Source organism: Agarivorans sp. QJM3NY_33 (assembly GCF_050870865.2).
Lineage (GTDB): Bacteria > Pseudomonadota > Gammaproteobacteria > Enterobacterales > Celerinatantimonadaceae > Agarivorans.
This window is the reverse complement of the sequence record NZ_CP194039.2, coordinates 4,414,812-4,431,265: the sequence shown is the minus strand read 5'-3', so window position 1 is coordinate 4,431,265 and position 16,454 is coordinate 4,414,812. Positions and strand designations below refer to the sequence as shown.

Genomic DNA, 16,454 nt, shown 5'->3' with positions numbered 1-16,454 from the left:
GCTAATTCTTTATATCCCAAATTTCAACGAAACCACTAGAGCTTGCGCTCACCAGCTGGCTATTATCAAGCATCGCCGCGCTATACACAACAGCGCTTTTCGGTCGGGTTTTTTGTTTCGCAGTGACCAACCATTGCTGCAGGGCTTGGCCGCTGGCTACATGCCAGAGGCTCAGTTTTCGGGCCGCAGAACCTGTGATAAGCCATTCGCCTTGTTTGGCAAAACGAACATAGGAAAATAGGCTTTGTCGGGCGGTGAGTTTCAGTTGGCTGACTCGCTCACCGCTGGGAAGTGCCCATATTCGGGCAAGTTTGCCATTGTCTGCGGTGAAGGCATATTTTCCATCGGGTTCTAGAGCGACCATCGATACGCGCCCCTGTTGAGGAAAGCGCAGTAATACCTGCGCCGTTTGGGTATCCCAAAACAAGGCTTGATAATCGTTACCACCAGTCAAGGCGTAGCGGCCGTTAGCCGATAAGGCAACTGAGTTGATTTTTTCGCTATGCCCTAGAAACTCTAACCGTCGGCCAGTGACTAGATCAAGGTGAATCACTTTACCATCACCAAGGCCGATCAGGACCTGCTTGCCGTTGCTGGATAGGGCAATATCTCTGATACTAGATTCACTGATCTTCCAATAGCCCTGAGCCTGGCCAGTGGCGATGTCCCAAATCACAAAATCATCGCGACTGGCACTAATCGCATAGCGATTACCATCGGCGATTTTGACTAAGAATACTTGATTATTCTCTTGGTTTTGATGGTTCCACTGAAACAATTGGCGTTGTTGTTTAATATTCCAAAGAGTCAAACCATGGTGTATTGAAGACACTAGGCTCAGTTGCCCATCCGCTGAAATATCGGCGGCATAGGCTCCATCCAGCGCTTGTTGCCAACTCGCCGAAGGCGGAGCCTCTTCGCTACAAGCCGCTGTCAGGATAGAAAAGCTGAAAATCACAAACCACTTAAGTAATGTCATTTTTTGTTTTTTACGGAACTGTCGCTAGGTTGTGTTGACTAATAGGGTTAGTATAAGAGTTTTGTAGGCTAAGTGTTTAATAATTCATAGTGATCTTGTTCGCTAAGCCGCAGATTAATGCGATTCTATTGGAGAAATTGAATGAAAAAGTATTTTGCCGTGTCGGTTTTGGCCGCCTCTATTTTTGCTGTTACTGGTTGTCAAGACGAAAAAGCTGAAGCGCCCGCGGTAGAGCAAGTTTCCCTCGAGAAAACTGACGCGGGCACGGTAGCTAAAGCTGCCTTTGAAAGTGCCGAGCAGCGACAAGCCTACGCGATCGGTGCATCAGTATCACGCTATATTGCGAGTACTTTAGAGCAGCAGAAAGAGCTAGGCCTTGAGTTAGATAACGCTTTAGTGCTCAAAGGAATGCAAGATGGTTTAGGCGGTGAAGTTTTGATGTCTGAAGAAGACATTCAAACTACTTTAAAAGAATTAGACGAAAAACTAGCCGGTTTAGTCGAGAAGAAGACGGCAGCAGACGCTGCTGTGGCAAAAGCTGAGAGTGATAAGTTTTTAGCTGACAATGCCGCGCGTGAAGGCGTGACTGTGACCGAGTCTGGTTTGCAATATGAAGTTTTGACCGCCGCTGAAGGTGATAAACCGAGCGCAGAAGATACGGTGACTGTGCATTACAAAGGGACGCTAACCGATGGCACAACTTTCGATAGCTCTTATGATCGTGGCGAGCCAGCAACCTTCCCATTAAACCGAGTGATTCCTGGTTGGACCGAGGGCGTTCAATTGATGTCTAAGGGCGCGAAATACAAGTTCTTTATCCCTTCAGACTTAGGTTATGGTGAAAATGGTGCAGGCAGTATCCCGCCAAATTCTACTTTAATATTTGAAGTTGAGTTGCTTGATATTGAAAAAGCTGATGCTCCTGCTGCGAAAGAGCAACCAGCAAGTTAAGTTTAATTAAGCATTGAGCAATACTAAAAATGCAGTGCCTAGCACTGCATTTTTGTTTTTAGAGTTAAAACTTGTCGTATTTAAATCGTGAGCAACTTGATTATTTGGCCGCAGCACTTTGCTGACTATGCTGATATAAATGGTCCAGTAATTGGTCTTCAATGGCAAAACGCTCTTCCATTTCCTGCCCAAGTTCTGATAAATCTCTATCAAAGCTGGCAAACTCTAAGTCTTCATTGACCTCGGCATACTGATCATTAAAACGGAGCGCGGTTTCGGTGGTTGCGCTGATCTGTGGCAGTAATTTTTCAGCGGGTTGGCTATCGCCTTCACCAGCACATCCACTCACAATTTGCTCATAAACTTCGAAGTGGCCCGTGGAAACATAATCAACGAGTTGTTCGCAAAAATGACTAATTGTTTCGGGACTCGGCAGTGAACGCTCCTTACTTTCATAGGGAGGTAGCCCCGCGAGATTACAATAAGTGATAAGTAATTGCTTTCTGGCGAGTAACCAAGCATCAATGACTTGACTCGCACCGCCCCATTTGGCTTGGGCTTGTTCTAGTTTTCTTAGCATTGGCATGGCTCCTGAAACTATTAACGTTAGCTCTATAACTAAAGAAAATCGAAGCTTTCGTCAACTGATATTTAGTTTAACTGCGGAGTGGCTAAACATTTGCTGCAGGGAAAGCTTGTTAAGTTGTTTAAGCTTGTTCATTATTTGCTAATAAAGCAAATTTAAGAGCAAGGAACGTGGTGTGAGTAAGCAATTTGGCTGGTGGTTTTTCACTTGTGGTGAGCAAATTTTGGTGATTGCGCAGGGTGAACGCTTGCCCTATGGAGATATTGATGATTTGCCGTTACCTGCATTAGAGTTTAGTCGAGTAGAGCAATTTGCTAGCTATAAAGGTGAGCCCTGCTTGCGTTTAGAACTCGAGCATTCTCAGGATCTCGGGATGGGCGAGTGGGTTGATCTGCGTAGCAGCATGTCGCTGCTTAACTCGCAACTATTTAACCTCGTCGGTAAGGCGCAGCAGTTTGCTTTGTTTTTAAAAACTCATCAATTTTGCGGTTGTTGTGGTCATGCGATGACACGAGTAGATTGGGAGTTAGCCATGTTATGCTCGGCGTGTGGATTTCGCGCCTATCCGCGGGTTTCGCCCTGCATTATCGTATTAATTAGTCATGGTTCTCAGTTATTACTGGCTAATCATCGTCGTCATCAAAAACAAGCCCAACCGATGTATACCGCGATTGCAGGTTTTGTCGAAGCGGGAGAAACCTTAGAACAAACTGTACATCGTGAAACTCATGAGGAAACCGGGCTTAAACTTAAAAATTTGCGTTATTGGAAGAGTCAGCCTTGGGCATTTCCTCATTCATTGATGGCGGCTTATTTTGCAGAATATGCCGATGGTGAGCTAAAGATTGATCGCCGAGAATTAGCTGATGCCCAGTGGTTTGAGGCGAACGATTTACCTCATTTGCCGCCTCTTGGAACGGTTGCTCGCGATATGATTGAACATTGGTTAGCCCAAACTTCACTTTAAATGTGATTCATGGGAGTGTTTGAATTGTTAAACTAATGTCTTGAGTTGTTAAAGTAGCTCGTTACAATGCTCTAGCTAAAAATTATAAGGAATCAGAAAAGCCAATGTCGCCATTGAAAAACGATCGCTATTTAAGAGCTCTGTTGAAGCAACCTGTCGATACCACCCCTGTGTGGATGATGCGTCAAGCGGGTCGTTATCTGCCAGAGTATCGCGCAGTACGAGCGGATGCTGGTGATTTCATGACGGTTTGCCGTGATGCAGATTTGGCCTGTGAAGTGACGTTGCAACCTTTACGTCGTTTTGCGCTGGATGCTGCGATCCTATTCTCCGATATTCTAACCATTCCTGATGCGATGGGTTTAGGTTTGTATTTTTCCAGTGGTGAGGGGCCGAAGTTTGAACGGCCAGTGACCAGCCTTGCCGCTGTTCAAGCCTTACCGATCCCCGATCCTGAGCAAGAGCTGGTTTATGTAATGAATGCAGTTCGTACCATTAAGCGTGAGCTAAAGGGTGAGGTGCCGTTGATTGGCTTTTCTGGTAGCCCTTGGACGCTCGCCACTTATATGGTGGAAGGTGGTACAACTAAGTCTTTCAGTGGTATTAAAAAGATGGCCTTCAGTGAGCCACAAACGCTACATTTGCTACTCGACAAACTAGCCGATTCGGTGATCTTGTATTTGAATGCCCAAGTGGCGGCCGGAGCTCAGTCGTTAATGATCTTTGATACTTGGGGCGGCGTATTATCGGAGCGCGACTACCATGAATTTTCATTGCGTTATATGCATAAAATTGTCGATGGTTTGACCCGTCAAGCCGACGGCCGGGCGGTTCCTGTGACTCTCTTTACCAAAAATGGTGGGCAGTGGTTAGAGCAGATCGCGGCGACTGGTTGTGATGCAGTTGGTTTAGACTGGACGATTAATATCGCCGATGCTAAGCGACGTGTGGGAGATAAGGTCGCTTTACAAGGCAATATGGATCCATCGATGTTATATGCTCCGGTTTCTCGTATTAGACAAGAGGTTCAGCATATTTTAGACGGTTTTGGTGAAGGTTCTGGGCATGTATTTAACTTGGGACATGGTATTCACCCAGATGTTGATCCCGAGCATGCGGGGGCGTTTATCGATGCGGTACACGAACTGAGTCGTGGTTATCACCAATAACGGTTTATGTTTGATTCGCGGGAATGAATCAGCCAATAGCAGATGCGCTTCGCGCAGCTGCTATTTTGTTTCGCTATGCCATAGTAACGGATTTTGCTATAGTAGCCGCTGTCGTGGAACTCTTTACGGATGAAGTGGTTTATAGGTCGTAATAGAGAATTTGTTGTTATGAAATCACCCTTTCAATTAATCGTCGTACTGATGCTGGTGTTACTCGTGATTGCCATGGTAAAACTGAAAAGCATTGGTGAGCCTCAAGTATTATCTTACCTACCAAAATATTTAGATCAGGAACCTATCGATCTGTCGAGATAGGCTCTGGGTTGATTTGATATTAAAACCAGATCGCGATGCGCGACTTATCCAAACGAATATGGGTAAGATGAAGTTGGTTAAGGTTGCAAAACAGCGAGTACATCGCGGCAACGATGCTCAAAATTCATTCCGAACGCTCACTTCGCTCCGAAATCTTTAGAAAACTTTGCGCCACTGCATTGTTTCAAGCAGACTATGCGGCATTATCAGGTGGAGTGTTGGTTAGGTCGTGACGTTCATTAGTTTTTTATTGATTGGTGCGGTTGCTGGGCTGATGTCGGGGTTGTTTGGGATCGGTGGTGGCTTGGTGATTGTGCCAGTGCTTATCAGTAGTTTTGCTGCGATGGGCTTTGCTAGCGAATCGGCAATTCATTTAGCGATAGGCACCTCCTTGGCGACGATTTTGTTTACCGCGAGTAGCGCTAGTTATGCTCACTATCGTCGAGGTTCGATTGATTGGTTGATCGCTCGCCGTTTAATGCTGGGGCTGCTGCTTGGTGCTGGCGCGGGGGCTTGGCTTGCCGGGCAGCTTCAAGCTCGGCATTTAAGCTATTATTTTGCCGGATTTCTGTTACTCATGGCATGGTATATGGGCTTTGGGCGTTTACCTAAGGCACAACGAAGTCTTCCTCAGCAGTGGGGGACCAGTGTGCTGGGTGCGCTTGTTGGCGGCATTTCTGCGATGTTTGGCATCGGCGGGGGGACTATTTTGTTTCCTTGCTTAAGCTGGTACGGCTTAGCTGCGCCAAAAGCGGTAGCGATTTCTGCGATATGTGGTATTCCTATTGCTTTGGTCGGGGCTTCAGCCTATATCTACAACGGTTGGGGACTGGCTGAACTACCGCCAGGAAGCATTGGCTATGTTTATTTACCGGCGTGGTTGGGCATTGTATTGACGAGTTCGGTGTTTGCTCGAGTGGGGAGTCGCCTGGCGTATCGATTGCCAGCGAAGCGATTAAAACAAGCTTTTGCTGTGTTATTATTACTGATGGCAATCAAACTATTGAGTACTTAGCTTTGGCTGAGCAATCAGATGACGTTATTCCCGCCTAGTCACGAATGGTTTAGAGATACGTTATGGTGTATTTGTCTGTCGTTGGATTTATTGTGAGCCGTAATTACTCGTCTAGCAATTGCAGTTGCATCCCTAAGATATGATGGCCAGCCCATGTTCGCAAATCGTGATAGAGTGACGTCAACAAATTGATTTAGAATGCGCTGGGTCAATCACAATCAGCGCGAGTATTATGATAAACGTTTCAAATTGAAAATAGAGGAATCACAATGTCATTGTCATTGCTAATCGCGATGCTGATTTTAATCGGCGACGTGTTCGCTATCATTCGTACATTAAAAAGTGGCGCCGAAGTCGGACGCAAATACTTGTGGGTATTTTTAATTTGCTTATTACCGATACTTGGCTTGCTACTGTGGCTGTTTAAAGGCCCCAAGGATTAGCGCTTAACGATTTGTTTCAATAGAGTCTGCATGCTCTTATTGTTATGTTCTAATAAGATCAGCTCGGCTCTAAATAATGCTGGAAGTTCAATTAGACTGACCAGCAACAATAGACTCACCCCCCATATCCAGTAGGGACTAAACAATATACTTAGTCCCATTAATGATATCGTTAAATTGATTAGGCCTCGTTGCCATTTACCCAAATAGAAATGATGTAAACCCGCGATAAATAGATAGTTGAGAACAGCATAGCTGTCGGGATCTTTTACTTGTTTTTCCCACAATTGGTAAAATTGTTGGCGTAAGGGGGCGGACAGCTGGCGTATTTCTGCGCGTAGTTGTTCTTGTTGTACTTCTAAATCATCACGTCGGGTCATTCGTTTAGCGACCTAAGGTGACGATCACTGTTTCTCTAGACCAAAATAGCCAAAATCGTCTATTTTCAATTACTTGAAATACTAATTGCCAGCCATTGCTGGCTTCTTTGTTAAGCGTTGCCTCTACTTTTTGCAAGGGCATACCGGAAGCGCCAAGAAATAAGGTCCCTAAGGCACCTTCGGTAATAGCGATAACTTTGTATTCTTGATAAGCCATGATGATTCCTAATCTAAAATAGTAATTGGCTGACTATAAGCTAAGCTTATAGTCAAAACCATAGTTATAGTTCAATCACAAGTGTGGGTTAAGTTTGCTCGAAAGGGGGCCCTTGTGCCGTGAAGCAGGGCGAGAGAATGAGACTACTTTGGTTGACGTTACATATTTGTTATATAATACTGCGATTGCCATATGGGGTTTCAAATTGAATTCATTAACCCTCAATTGTTAGGGATAAGCTATGAAAGTAACGATGCTGTATTACGACGAAGATAATCCCTTGTTGTTACAGCAGCAGGTTTTGTCTGATTTAGGTCAGAGTGAAAAAGGTCGAGTGGTTATCCCTAACGAAAAGAAAGCTGGGAAGATTATTATCGCTATTTTGGAAGGTGAGGTGAAGGTTCTGAACTCTTTAGGAGACCGGGCTTTCGCGGCTTTTGACTTAGAGAAGCAAATTGCCTTTGATGATGGAGGGGAATAAATCTATTCCACCGTAGATGAACCGCGAGTGACTATCGCGGTTCATTGTTTTTTATACTCTTGCAAAAACTAGCAATTTACCAAATAGTCGCTCTCAATATTTGGTCTGAGTTGTTAAGTTAATCTCCTAGCCATTTATTCCGTTCAGTTACGAGCTCATCGCTTGCGGGCTTGCTGCATATTTTATGTCCCAAGGGGCATATCGCAAAAAATTACGCTTTCAGAAGTGGCTAGGTCAATTCCTCTGCGGATGATTTTCAGCTCATATTTTCTTATTGTCATCTGTATTATCGAGCCTCACCGGGGGCTCAAAATTTAGTGAACCAGGGCGGTTGATGGTAAGCTAATCAGCATTTGATGACCTTAATCGTTTTACTTAGTGTGGAGCAAATAATGCTAACCCCTTGTGATCTCGACCGCTTAGCGAAGTTATCGACTAAGCAGCAATCCTTATATTGTTTGGCCCTACTTCAGCGAATGTCGCCTAATTATTTATTGTTTTGTCAGGCGACAGAACAAGTTCATGAGGCTGATTTTCGTCGTTTACTGGCGTTATTTTGGGAAAGTGCTTTGCACCCGCAAACTAAAATTAACTTTTCGGTTCAGCGAGAGCGCTTCGAAACGCTGATCCCAGATCCTCAATTGTTTGACATGTATGGAGTATATCCAGCGTTAGATTGTTGTGTGGTGGTTGAATGCTTATTGAGTTGTTTACTTGAGCCGACAGGCCAGGAAGCAGAACAAGCTAGTCAGACTTCCTTAGCGAGTGTTTTGAGCCTCTTAGAATTGCAGTTGGGGGAACTCGATGAAGATGCGATGCTGCGGCAAGACTTAGTCCAACAAGAGCTAGAATTTCAAACTGATTTACTGGATATGATCGACCATTTAGAGAAAGGGAAATCGGGGGTAGAAATTTTGAAAACCTTCGCGTTGAACCAAGGTGTGAGTAATCTGGGGATCTGTTTAGAAGACAATTAAATGGTGTCGTCGCCAAGATTATGGATGATTTTGTGACTATTTACGCATAAATTGGTTAAAGCCCCGTCAAATAAGGCGTGAAAGTGGAAAAATTCTTTGCGCAGGGTTTTTTTTTCTCTTAAAGTGAAGCTGGATTATTTAAACGAACGTAAAGGATTTAGATATTATGAATAAAACTGAACTCATTGATGCGATTGCAGAAAAAGCTGACCTATCAAAAGCTCAAGCTAAATTGGCTTTGGAATCAACTTTAGGTGCTGTGACCGACGCACTTAAAGAAGGCGATCAAGTTCAGCTAATCGGCTTTGGTACATTCAAAGTTAACCACCGTGCAGCACGTACCGGTCGTAATCCTCAGACTGGTGCTGAGATCCAAATTGCTGCTGCTAATGTACCTGCGTTCGTCGCTGGTAAAGCTTTAAAAGAAGCTGTTAAATAATAGCGCTTTGACACTAGGGCATGTTGAGCTTTCGTGCTTGATTTTTGTTCGAGATAAAAACATTTTCGTCACGACGAGCGGTATCTAGCTTAGGCCGCTAAGCCAATAGCGCTCCATAAAGCTTTAAGTGCTGATGATGGATCTCGAAAGTTTAACCCCTAGCTCTAGCCCTTTAAGGGCTAGTGTTTCTTTTCTCACCGCTCTCCTTTAGACTTTCCTCTCCACGACCTTTTCCAATATAGTCATGCTGTCTTAGCTGTCTTAGCTGTCTTAGCTGCATTGGCATTTCTGTTTATTTCAGTGAAGGCTTATATCAATCTAAGTCATTATTTGTTGATTTTTGCTGGCCTAAATCACCGCTAATTGCGTCATGTATTTTGTAATTAGAGCCACTAGTTACTGCATTCGATGCCTCGTTATCGGCAGATTTATTCTACGCAATAAGTTGTTCATATAGTGAATCAGATTGGTATTATTGGGTATCTCTTTCTGGCGGTGATGAATCTTTGGCATCGTTGAATTCTAAATTAAGGAAGTATATGAAAGCGTTATTAGTTGTCGCTCATGGCAGCCGCCGTCAGCAATCGAATCAAGAAGTGATTGACTTAGCGGCTCAAATGGCAGGGCAGCTGCCTAGCTATCAGCAAACTCATGCGGCATTTTTAGAATTAGTCGAACCATCAATTAGTCAGCAGATCAATATGTGTGTCGCTGCCGGTATTGTTAACATTACCTTATATCCTCATTTTTTGGCTGCGGGTACGCATGTGGTGAATGATTTACCAAGAATTATTCAGCAAGCTGAAGCAAGTCATGCGGGCTTAAACATCACCTTGTTACCACACTTGGGAGGGTTTGATGGCTTAGCTACATTTGTGTGTCAATCCCTAGAACAATCCGTGGCAAATTGACGTAAGCGTGCCAGTAACTGCGGAACATAATGAGGATGTGCCATTTGTAATAAGTTGTGCCAATGGCGATGACCTAAGGTTTCTTTAAGCAACAAAATTACTTGAGTCAGTGGCGCATTCAGCAATAGCTCTGGGCGATATAAATAGTCGGCACCTTCTTGAAAAAACCAAGGACTAGCAGTGAAGCACTTAAATAGTTGTTGTTGCTCTGCTGCATGATGCAGTCGCTTGAGCTGCTTTACTGGGCTTAATTGTCTGACTTGTAAACTCAGTTGAGCCAATTCATCGATATTCGCTTGGCTAGGGAGGGAATGTAGAGAAAATAGGGCTTCAGCTAACTCGTTAGATGTAGAGCACTGAAATTTGTAATCGTCTGGGGTGTTTATGCTGCTATCTATACTCACAATCAACTTCTCTCGGTAGTAACCTCCTTGTTGATTTACGACATTGTATAGGCTTCCTATGAATATACTGGCTGATCGGTGAATGCTGGTCAATAGTTATACATTAATTTGTTGAGCTGTACACAAATACGTTTCGCTATTGTTTACTTCCATTTTCCCTAAGATAACTATAATACTTGGCAAACTCCGCCGATTCTGCTGTAGTAGCGCAACATTTCCATCTTGAGAGAAGACCATGAAAGTTGTAAAAGATAGTGTGGTGCGTTTTGAATATACTCTGCATGAAACCGACGGCGCGTTATTGGAAGCGACCGACCAAGATGCGGTCGCTTACCTGCACGGCCATAATTCGATGATTCCTGCGATTGAACAGGCCTTAGAAGGCCTAGAAGCTGGCGCAGAAATCAAGCTAAGTTTGGCGCCTGAAGATGGCTACGGTGTGCGTGATGAAAATGCAAAGCAGCGCGTGTCGGTAAAACACTTGCAAGGCGCTAAGCATTGGAAAGCTGGGATGGCTGCGCTCTTGGAAACTGAGCAAGGCCCTCGTCAGGTAACCGTGGTTAAGGTTGGGAAGTTTATGGCGACCGTTGATACCAATCATCCCTACGCGGGTAAACATCTCGACTTTGCTATCAAATTAATTGAGGCTCGTCCAGCAAGCGCTGAAGAATTGGCGCATGGTCATGCCCACGGTGCGGGTGGGCATCACCACTAAGTCTTATGGCTGAGCGTACATCAGATGGCGCAGCTAACTAGACCATTTCCAGCTGAGCGGATATGCTCAGCTCTTGATTTAAGGCACATAACATCGCTTTTAAGCTTGCGGTGAGAATGTCTTTATCGATGGCGACCCCAAGATAGCGTTTATTCGCGATCTTAGTTTGAATGTAACATACCGCTTCCGCTTCAGCTCCTCTACTTAAGGCATGTTCAGTGTAGTCGAGAACCTCGATAGTGAAGCCAAATTCCTGCTGTAGTCCGTTGACAAAGGCGGCCAGTGCGCCATTGCCATTGGCTTCAATCCTGCAGGTTTGCTCATCCCGTTGTAATACAACCTGTAAATGTTCTTGCTGTTGGTAGCTGATTTGGTAGTGGCCAAGTTGATAGGCATGGCTTTGCTTTAAATAAGTCTGCTGGAATAGCTGCCATATTTTTTCTGGGGTGATTTCTTCACCCGTTTTTTCGGCGTCTTGTTGTACCACTGCACTAAACTCAATGAGCGCCCAACGAGGCAGTTGAATGCCGTAGTCTCGCTCAAGGATATAGGCGATCCCGCCTTTGCCTGATTGGCTATTGATACGGATCACTTCCTGATAATCTCTACCTAAGTCACTAGGATCGATCGGTAAATAGGCCACATCCCAAGGCGCGCCAGCTTGCTGCTGTTCTAAACATTTCTTAATGGCATCTTGATGGCTGCCAGAGAAAGCGGTAAATACCAATTCACCAACATAGGGATGACGTGGATGTACTGGCAACTGGGTACAGTGTTTGACCACTTGTACTATTTCATCGATATTAGCCAAGTCCAACTCCGGATTTATCCCTTGACTGTATAGGTTCATTGCCATCGTCACGATATCCATATTTCCGGTGCGCTCGCCATTGCCGAGTAAGGTGCCCTCCACTCGGTCGGCTCCGGCAAGTTGCCCCAATTCAGCTGCGGCGATCCCACAGCCGCGGTCATTGTGGGTATGCTGGCTAATCACGAGATCTTGGCGATGGTCGATGTGCTGGATAAACCATTCTATTTGATCGGCGTAAACATTAGGCATCGACATTTCAACTGTGGCTGGAATATTAATGATTATTTTATTGTTGGTGTAAGGACGCCACTGGGCAACCACCGCATTACAAATTTCCACCGAGAAATCGAGTTCGGTTCCAGTAAAGCTTTCAGGTGAATATTGAAATTGCCAATTAGTCTCCGGGTAACATTCGGCCTGCCGCTGTAGTTCTTTTGCACCAGTGACGGCTATGTTAATGATACCCGCTTTATCCAGTTTGAATACCTTCTCGCGCTGTGTTCTCGAGGTTGAATTATAGAGGTGCACAATCGCGTTTTTCGCTCCGGCTAGTGCTTCAAATGTGCGCTCGATTAAGCCCGAACGGGCCTGAGTTAATACTTGAATGGAGACATCTTCCGGGATCTGATTGGTCTCGATTAACCATCGCACAAAATCGTAGTCGGTGGTTGATGCGGCAGGAAAACCAACCTCGATCTGTTTAAAGCCGAGCTTCACCAAAAGCGCAAACAAGGTTTTTTTCTGTTCCACCGACATCGGTTCAATCAAGGCCTGATTGCCATCGCGAAGATCCACACTACACCACTGTGGTGCTTGACTGATACTGTTATTGGGCCATTGTCGATTAGGTAAGTGAACCTTCTGAAAGGCTTGGTATTTTTTATAATTAAAAGTGGACATGATTTATCTCTACAGTTGAATTGAATGAATTTAGCCCAATGGACCGCCAGCGCGAGGCAAGAGAGTGCGCTGACGGCTAATTAATCGAAATATGGCAAATGGTAATTTCATTTAAAATTCTCAAGTGGAGAGTGATGAACAAAGTATAAGGAGATCTGCTGAGTGAGTGTTTGCGAGTTATGGTTTAATAAAGTTGATTTAGGGTTATTTATTTCAATTTATAACGCCTTTTTGATTTTATTATCCCTTCTACAAGCTTTTGCTTGAATTTTAAAGCTATGGCATTTGTTTTGGGGGCTCTGCTTCACTGTCGACGCTGAAAAGAGCTAGGCGCGAGTGAAGGCGCTGTGGCTAGATAGATACGGACTAGATGGTGAATCAAGAAACATCAGGAATGGCGTCGCACTTGGCCTGTTTTTCATCTCAGAGCTGAACATAACAGGCCTCTGAGGACTAGAACTTAATTACTGCGCCGATATAGAAACCTTTATTAAAGCTTAAATCGTTTGCAGAACGATAGTGAAACTGAATGCTACGGTAACCTAAGTACACGTTAGCATGGGGCATCAGCGAATAAGCCACTCTTGCATCTAAGTTGTAGTAACGACTTAATTCATGACTGGCTAACACCGAAGGTGCGTAGTAAGCACTTCCTGAAATTGTTAAATCTGGGGCAATGAGAATGGCGTAGTTTCCTCCAATGGTTACGGCATGCGCGTTCGCGTGATGATTTGCCCACAATTTGTTGAACTTAGTGCCAATTGCAAATTTATGATTGTCCTGCTGGTGGGTTGCCTTGATCCCTAGCTCTGCTAAATCGCCTTCAGGTCGAGAGTACATATAGTTTGCCGACACCTCAGCTGCAGGCCCTATCGCGCTGGTAAAACCAGCTCTGAAGGCATCATCATTCAGTTCAAAGTTAAATTCACTTGCATAGACAGTAGGAATAGTGAGTATGGTGATGTAAACCGCTAAAATATAAGTTCTAAACATAAACGTCCTATTAATGAATTATTTTTCGGATTAAAGTGTGGCAATGGTAGCTATATTTTTTATATTTGTCTTTACTGTTGTGTTTTTTTAGTTCTTTGTATTTGTTTCGATTTCTCTCGTCTTGTATCTGTTAAGCGAGAAACTGTATCGAACTGAACGGGCAGGGGAGTAAAAACTCGGTAGGCTTGGCAGGAGTGGCCTATATTTAGGCGACAGTGGCAAGTTGCTACTGTGAAGCCTATGTTTGAAAAGGAGAGCAAACATGCCGTTATTCAATCGTTTAGTTGCAGAAGGGATTGGTACTTTTTGGTTGGTTTTAGGGGGCTGTGGTAGTGCTGTATTAGCGGCGACTTTTCCTGAGGTAGGGATTGGCCTGGTTGGGGTATCACTAGCCTTTGGTCTGAGCGTTCTCACCATGGCTTATGCCATTGGGCATATCTCTGGTTGTCACCTTAATCCTGCGGTCACCATCGGTTTAATGGTGGCAGGGCGTTTTTCTAAGTTTGATGTATTTCCTTATATTTGTGCCCAGTTACTTGGCGGATTTGTGGGCGCAATTATTTTGTACTTGATTGCCAGTGGTAGCGCTGATTATGATTTGGCTAGCCATGGTTTGGCGAGTAATGGTTACGGCCTGCATTCACCAGGAGGCTATAGTTTAGTCGCAACCTTTATTTGTGAAATAGTGATGACCTTTATGTTTTTATTCATCATTTTAGGGGCTACTGATCAGCGTGCACCAGTGGGGGGCGCACCCTTGGCGATTGGTTTGGGATTAACTTTAATCCATTTAATATCTATTCCGGTGAGTAATACCTCGGTGAATCCGGCTCGTAGCACTGCGCCTGCCTTAATCGAAGGTGGGATTGCCTTAAGTCAATTATGGTTGTTTTGGCTTGCGCCACTCGTTGGGGCGGTTTGTGCTGGTTTGATGTATAAACAAATTGCGGCGAAGAAAGAATGAACTTGACTTGGGCTGTTGATCCTTCATCACTCATGTTATTCCAAGGATCAACAGATTTTGGTTGTCGAGGGAGTAGGGGAAGCAATATTTCTTAGGCTTACTTTTTCGCCTCACGCCTCGAGTCTATAAAATAGCCCTCAAGGTTTACCTTATTTCTAGAGCCGCTGCGCATCGAGAGTGGTCGCAGCGGGACCCATTGAGAGACGGGCTATTTATGTCGTCGAGTTACTGGTGACTAACGGTATCCTTAGTCTGCTGGGTGTCGATCACAATATTGCCGTGAGCGCCTGCTTGCATCACGGCTTGATGAGCGGCGCTGGTTTCGGCCAAAGCAAAACTTTGTCCTATCACAGGGCGAACAAATCCCGCTTCGGCACCTGCATAAAGGGCCGTATGGATCTGTTTTAGCTGTGCGCTATCGGCGTGCGCTAAGGCCATTCCCATAATACAAGCATCTCGAGCCATGAGATCTCGAGGATTAATCTCTACACTGCCTCGGCTACCGATCACAACCACGCGTCCTCCTGCATTGAGTAGCGGTAGATCATCGCCTAAGTTTTGATTGGCTAGCATCTCTAATATTACATCCACCCCACCGGCTTGTTGCAGTTGTTGGTAGTGTTGCGTTTGATGGTGGTTTACCACCACATCGGCACCTTGTTGTTTGAGTAGTGCTAAACCGGCTTCGCTGCCAGCGCTGGCAAAAACCCGACAACCCGCAGCTTTGGCGAGTTGAATTGCGGCGAGCCCCACGCCTCCGCTCGCGCCGTGAATAAACACCGTTTCTGCGGCTTGAGCATGGGCTCGAATAAACAGAGCTCGCCAAGCTGTAGCATATGGTGTACCTAAACAGGCACCTTGTTCGAAGCTTAAGTGATTCGATAGAGGATAAACCTGTTGCGGGCTGGCCAAGCACTGTTCAGCGCTAGCACCGCTGAGTGTTCCTGCGCAATAAACTCGTTGTCCTGGACTTAGGCCTGTGACGTCAGCACCCACGGCAATGATCACGCCTGCGGCATCTTTTCCAGGCGTGTGTGGGAAGTTGGCGGTGTAGTTATTACTACCGGCTACGATATAAGTATCTACTGGGTTGACCCCAGCAGCCTTGACTGAGATTAGCACTTGTTGTTGATTTGCAACAAGGTCTGGCAGTTGATTGAGCTTCAGTTGGTCGCCATGGAATTGCGCTTGTATTGCCTGCATCGTTTCTCCCTTATATAGCAGTGACGGTTAGTGGATTAGCATACCGAAGTTTTCTCATTTGTAACGGTTTAAGAAAATACTTGCGAAATTTTTTATCAAACAATAGTTAACAATTTTCACAAATTCGCTCTGCGCTGTGGTTTGGAAAGCCTTTCAAATGATTTTTTGGTAATTTAATTACTTAAAGTGAAATTTAGTAATCCTAAAATGAAAAAACGTAATGTTAATTGTGTGCTGTGTCGCATAATATTAATCCCAAGAGAGAAAGTTACTAACAAAAACACTTTACATAGTTAGCGACTTTTAAGATTGAAGCAAACAAAACAATAGGTGAACATATTATGGAATTATTTGGTTTATTTTACGCATTACAATCACAAGCAAACAATAATCAACAAAGCCAAGCGCAACGTAATCGCTAGTCATTTACAAGCAAAAGGAAAATATTATGTACGATTTATTTGGATTGGTCGCCCTTAGCTACCTAGGTTACAAAAAACACGATGACGCCAGTGTTAAGCAACTGAATCGTTAATCTGGTTGATCAACTGAGTTAAACTTTTACTAAAGAGAGAAAAATTATGATGGAATTAATGGGTTTGGTGGCATTAAGCTACTTACAAAACAAAAAGAC

Annotated in this window: 20 protein-coding genes; 12 read left to right on the top strand and 8 right to left on the bottom strand. The window is 44.6% G+C overall.

Annotated elements, in window-relative coordinates; genetic code table 11:
- Window position 1: 1 nt before the first annotated feature.
- Window positions 2-979, bottom strand: coding sequence for a WD40 repeat domain-containing protein (locus ACRRSY_RS19945; RefSeq protein ID WP_432455812.1), 978 nt, complete (start codon window positions 977-979; stop codon window positions 2-4).
- Between the two features lie 141 nt (window positions 980-1,120).
- Here ACRRSY_RS19945 and fkpA point away from each other — a divergent pair, with 141 nt between their 5' ends.
- Window positions 1,121-1,930: an FKBP-type peptidyl-prolyl cis-trans isomerase gene (gene fkpA, locus ACRRSY_RS19940; protein ID WP_432455813.1), complete on the top strand. Its 810-nt coding sequence runs from the start codon at window positions 1,121-1,123 to the stop codon at window positions 1,928-1,930.
- A gap of 100 nt (window positions 1,931-2,030) precedes the next feature.
- On the opposite strand, the gene rsd is transcribed toward fkpA, so the two are convergent.
- Entirely contained in the window at window positions 2,031-2,510 is a 480-nt protein-coding gene (gene rsd / locus ACRRSY_RS19935; protein ID WP_432455814.1) for a sigma D regulator, read from the bottom strand.
- A 181-nt stretch (window positions 2,511-2,691) separates the two neighbouring features.
- On the opposite strand from rsd, the gene nudC reads away from it, so the two are divergent.
- The 5 genes from nudC (at window position 2,692) to ACRRSY_RS19910 (ending at window position 6,425) form a co-directional block, all read left to right on the top strand.
- A complete protein-coding gene (gene nudC, locus ACRRSY_RS19930) occupies window positions 2,692-3,483 on the top strand; it encodes an NAD(+) diphosphatase (protein WP_432463878.1) in 792 nt (263 codons plus the stop codon).
- 104 nt (window positions 3,484-3,587) lie between these two features.
- Window positions 3,588-4,652, top strand: a complete 1,065-nt coding sequence (gene hemE, locus ACRRSY_RS19925; protein ID WP_432460249.1) for a uroporphyrinogen decarboxylase — start codon at window positions 3,588-3,590, stop codon at window positions 4,650-4,652.
- A gap of 168 nt (window positions 4,653-4,820) precedes the next feature.
- Window positions 4,821-4,967, top strand: coding sequence for a hypothetical protein (locus tag ACRRSY_RS19920; RefSeq protein WP_432455817.1), 147 nt, complete (start codon window positions 4,821-4,823; stop codon window positions 4,965-4,967).
- A gap of 229 nt (window positions 4,968-5,196) precedes the next feature.
- The gene (locus ACRRSY_RS19915; RefSeq protein WP_432455818.1) at window positions 5,197-5,982 is read left to right on the top strand and encodes a sulfite exporter TauE/SafE family protein; all 786 of its coding nucleotides are present in this window, start codon (window positions 5,197-5,199) and stop codon (window positions 5,980-5,982) included.
- 269 nt (window positions 5,983-6,251) lie between these two features.
- Window positions 6,252-6,425 carry a PLDc N-terminal domain-containing protein gene (locus ACRRSY_RS19910; RefSeq protein WP_432455819.1) on the top strand — a complete coding sequence of 58 codons (174 nt, stop codon included), beginning with the start codon at window positions 6,252-6,254 and terminating at the stop codon, window positions 6,423-6,425.
- On the opposite strand, the gene ACRRSY_RS19905 is transcribed toward ACRRSY_RS19910, so the two are convergent.
- Complete coding sequence (locus ACRRSY_RS19905) at window positions 6,422-6,805, bottom strand: TM2 domain-containing protein (protein WP_432463877.1); 384 nt, start codon at window positions 6,803-6,805, stop codon at window positions 6,422-6,424. The two genes, ACRRSY_RS19910 and ACRRSY_RS19905, sit on opposite strands and share 4 nt — an antisense overlap.
- A 4-nt stretch (window positions 6,806-6,809) precedes the next feature.
- Window positions 6,810-7,022 carry a DUF4177 domain-containing protein gene (locus ACRRSY_RS19900; RefSeq protein ID WP_432455821.1) on the bottom strand — a complete coding sequence of 71 codons (213 nt, stop codon included), beginning with the start codon at window positions 7,020-7,022 and terminating at the stop codon, window positions 6,810-6,812.
- Window positions 7,023-7,263: 241 nt separating this feature from the next.
- Here ACRRSY_RS19900 and ACRRSY_RS19895 point away from each other — a divergent pair, with 241 nt between their 5' ends.
- From ACRRSY_RS19895 to ACRRSY_RS19880, 4 genes are all read left to right on the top strand, one after another.
- Window positions 7,264-7,503, top strand: coding sequence for a TIGR02922 family protein (locus tag ACRRSY_RS19895; protein WP_432455822.1), 240 nt, complete (start codon window positions 7,264-7,266; stop codon window positions 7,501-7,503).
- A 392-nt stretch (window positions 7,504-7,895) separates the two neighbouring features.
- Window positions 7,896-8,480 (top strand): YjaG family protein, encoded by a 585-nt coding sequence (locus tag ACRRSY_RS19890; RefSeq protein WP_432460247.1) that lies wholly within the window; start codon window positions 7,896-7,898, stop codon window positions 8,478-8,480.
- A gap of 166 nt (window positions 8,481-8,646) precedes the next feature.
- Window positions 8,647-8,919, top strand: a complete 273-nt coding sequence (hupA, locus tag ACRRSY_RS19885; protein WP_432455825.1) for a nucleoid-associated protein HU-alpha — start codon at window positions 8,647-8,649, stop codon at window positions 8,917-8,919.
- 539 nt (window positions 8,920-9,458) lie between these two features.
- Window positions 9,459-9,830, top strand: a complete 372-nt coding sequence (locus ACRRSY_RS19880; protein ID WP_432460246.1) for a sirohydrochlorin chelatase — start codon at window positions 9,459-9,461, stop codon at window positions 9,828-9,830.
- Here ACRRSY_RS19880 and ACRRSY_RS19875 read toward each other — a convergent pair.
- Window positions 9,800-10,234, bottom strand: coding sequence for a hypothetical protein (locus ACRRSY_RS19875; protein ID WP_432463876.1), 435 nt, complete (start codon window positions 10,232-10,234; stop codon window positions 9,800-9,802). The genes ACRRSY_RS19880 and ACRRSY_RS19875 overlap by 31 nt on opposite strands.
- A 235-nt stretch (window positions 10,235-10,469) precedes the next feature.
- Here ACRRSY_RS19875 and ACRRSY_RS19870 point away from each other — a divergent pair, with 235 nt between their 5' ends.
- A complete protein-coding gene (locus tag ACRRSY_RS19870; RefSeq protein ID WP_432463875.1) occupies window positions 10,470-10,949 on the top strand; it encodes an FKBP-type peptidyl-prolyl cis-trans isomerase in 480 nt (159 codons plus the stop codon).
- A 37-nt stretch (window positions 10,950-10,986) separates the two neighbouring features.
- Here the strand turns inward: ACRRSY_RS19870 and leuA are convergent, their stop codons facing one another.
- Both leuA and ACRRSY_RS19860 read right to left on the bottom strand, forming a co-directional pair.
- Window positions 10,987-12,660: a 2-isopropylmalate synthase gene (gene leuA, locus ACRRSY_RS19865; protein ID WP_432463874.1), complete on the bottom strand. Its 1,674-nt coding sequence runs from the start codon at window positions 12,658-12,660 to the stop codon at window positions 10,987-10,989.
- A 453-nt stretch (window positions 12,661-13,113) separates the two neighbouring features.
- On the bottom strand, window positions 13,114-13,653 hold the full coding sequence (locus ACRRSY_RS19860; RefSeq protein ID WP_432455830.1) for a YfaZ family outer membrane protein: 540 nt from the start codon (window positions 13,651-13,653) through the stop codon (window positions 13,114-13,116).
- A 262-nt stretch (window positions 13,654-13,915) separates the two neighbouring features.
- Here ACRRSY_RS19860 and aqpZ point away from each other — a divergent pair, with 262 nt between their 5' ends.
- A complete protein-coding gene (gene aqpZ / locus ACRRSY_RS19855) occupies window positions 13,916-14,617 on the top strand; it encodes an aquaporin Z (RefSeq protein ID WP_432455831.1) in 702 nt (233 codons plus the stop codon).
- Window positions 14,618-14,842: 225 nt separating this feature from the next.
- Here aqpZ and ACRRSY_RS19850 read toward each other — a convergent pair whose 3' ends face one another.
- On the bottom strand, window positions 14,843-15,820 hold the full coding sequence (locus ACRRSY_RS19850; protein WP_432455832.1) for an NADPH:quinone reductase: 978 nt from the start codon (window positions 15,818-15,820) through the stop codon (window positions 14,843-14,845).
- Window positions 15,821-16,454: the final 634 nt, after the last annotated feature.

What these genes read in the sequence shown, in the direction of transcription:
- ACRRSY_RS19945 (WP_432455812.1), bottom strand. Translation starts at nt 979, where the DNA reads ATGACATTACTTAAGTGGTTTGTGATTTTCAGCTTTTCTATCCTGACA.
- fkpA (WP_432455813.1), top strand. Translation starts at nt 1,121, where the DNA reads ATGAAAAAGTATTTTGCCGTGTCGGTTTTGGCCGCCTCTATTTTTGCT.
- rsd (WP_432455814.1), bottom strand. Translation starts at nt 2,510, where the DNA reads ATGCTAAGAAAACTAGAACAAGCCCAAGCCAAATGGGGCGGTGCGAGT.
- hemE (WP_432460249.1), top strand. Translation starts at nt 3,588, where the DNA reads ATGTCGCCATTGAAAAACGATCGCTATTTAAGAGCTCTGTTGAAGCAA.
- ACRRSY_RS19920 (WP_432455817.1), top strand. Translation starts at nt 4,821, where the DNA reads ATGAAATCACCCTTTCAATTAATCGTCGTACTGATGCTGGTGTTACTC.
- ACRRSY_RS19910 (WP_432455819.1), top strand. Translation starts at nt 6,252, where the DNA reads ATGTCATTGTCATTGCTAATCGCGATGCTGATTTTAATCGGCGACGTG.
- ACRRSY_RS19905 (WP_432463877.1), bottom strand. Translation starts at nt 6,805, where the DNA reads ATGACCCGACGTGATGATTTAGAAGTACAACAAGAACAACTACGCGCA.
- ACRRSY_RS19900 (WP_432455821.1), bottom strand. Translation starts at nt 7,022, where the DNA reads ATGGCTTATCAAGAATACAAAGTTATCGCTATTACCGAAGGTGCCTTA.
- ACRRSY_RS19895 (WP_432455822.1), top strand. Translation starts at nt 7,264, where the DNA reads ATGAAAGTAACGATGCTGTATTACGACGAAGATAATCCCTTGTTGTTA.
- ACRRSY_RS19890 (WP_432460247.1), top strand. Translation starts at nt 7,896, where the DNA reads ATGCTAACCCCTTGTGATCTCGACCGCTTAGCGAAGTTATCGACTAAG.
- hupA (WP_432455825.1), top strand. Translation starts at nt 8,647, where the DNA reads ATGAATAAAACTGAACTCATTGATGCGATTGCAGAAAAAGCTGACCTA.
- ACRRSY_RS19880 (WP_432460246.1), top strand. Translation starts at nt 9,459, where the DNA reads ATGAAAGCGTTATTAGTTGTCGCTCATGGCAGCCGCCGTCAGCAATCG.
- ACRRSY_RS19870 (WP_432463875.1), top strand. Translation starts at nt 10,470, where the DNA reads ATGAAAGTTGTAAAAGATAGTGTGGTGCGTTTTGAATATACTCTGCAT.
- leuA (WP_432463874.1), bottom strand. Translation starts at nt 12,660, where the DNA reads ATGTCCACTTTTAATTATAAAAAATACCAAGCCTTTCAGAAGGTTCAC.
- ACRRSY_RS19860 (WP_432455830.1), bottom strand. Translation starts at nt 13,653, where the DNA reads ATGTTTAGAACTTATATTTTAGCGGTTTACATCACCATACTCACTATT.
- aqpZ (WP_432455831.1), top strand. Translation starts at nt 13,916, where the DNA reads ATGCCGTTATTCAATCGTTTAGTTGCAGAAGGGATTGGTACTTTTTGG.
- ACRRSY_RS19850 (WP_432455832.1), bottom strand. Translation starts at nt 15,820, where the DNA reads ATGCAGGCAATACAAGCGCAATTCCATGGCGACCAACTGAAGCTCAAT.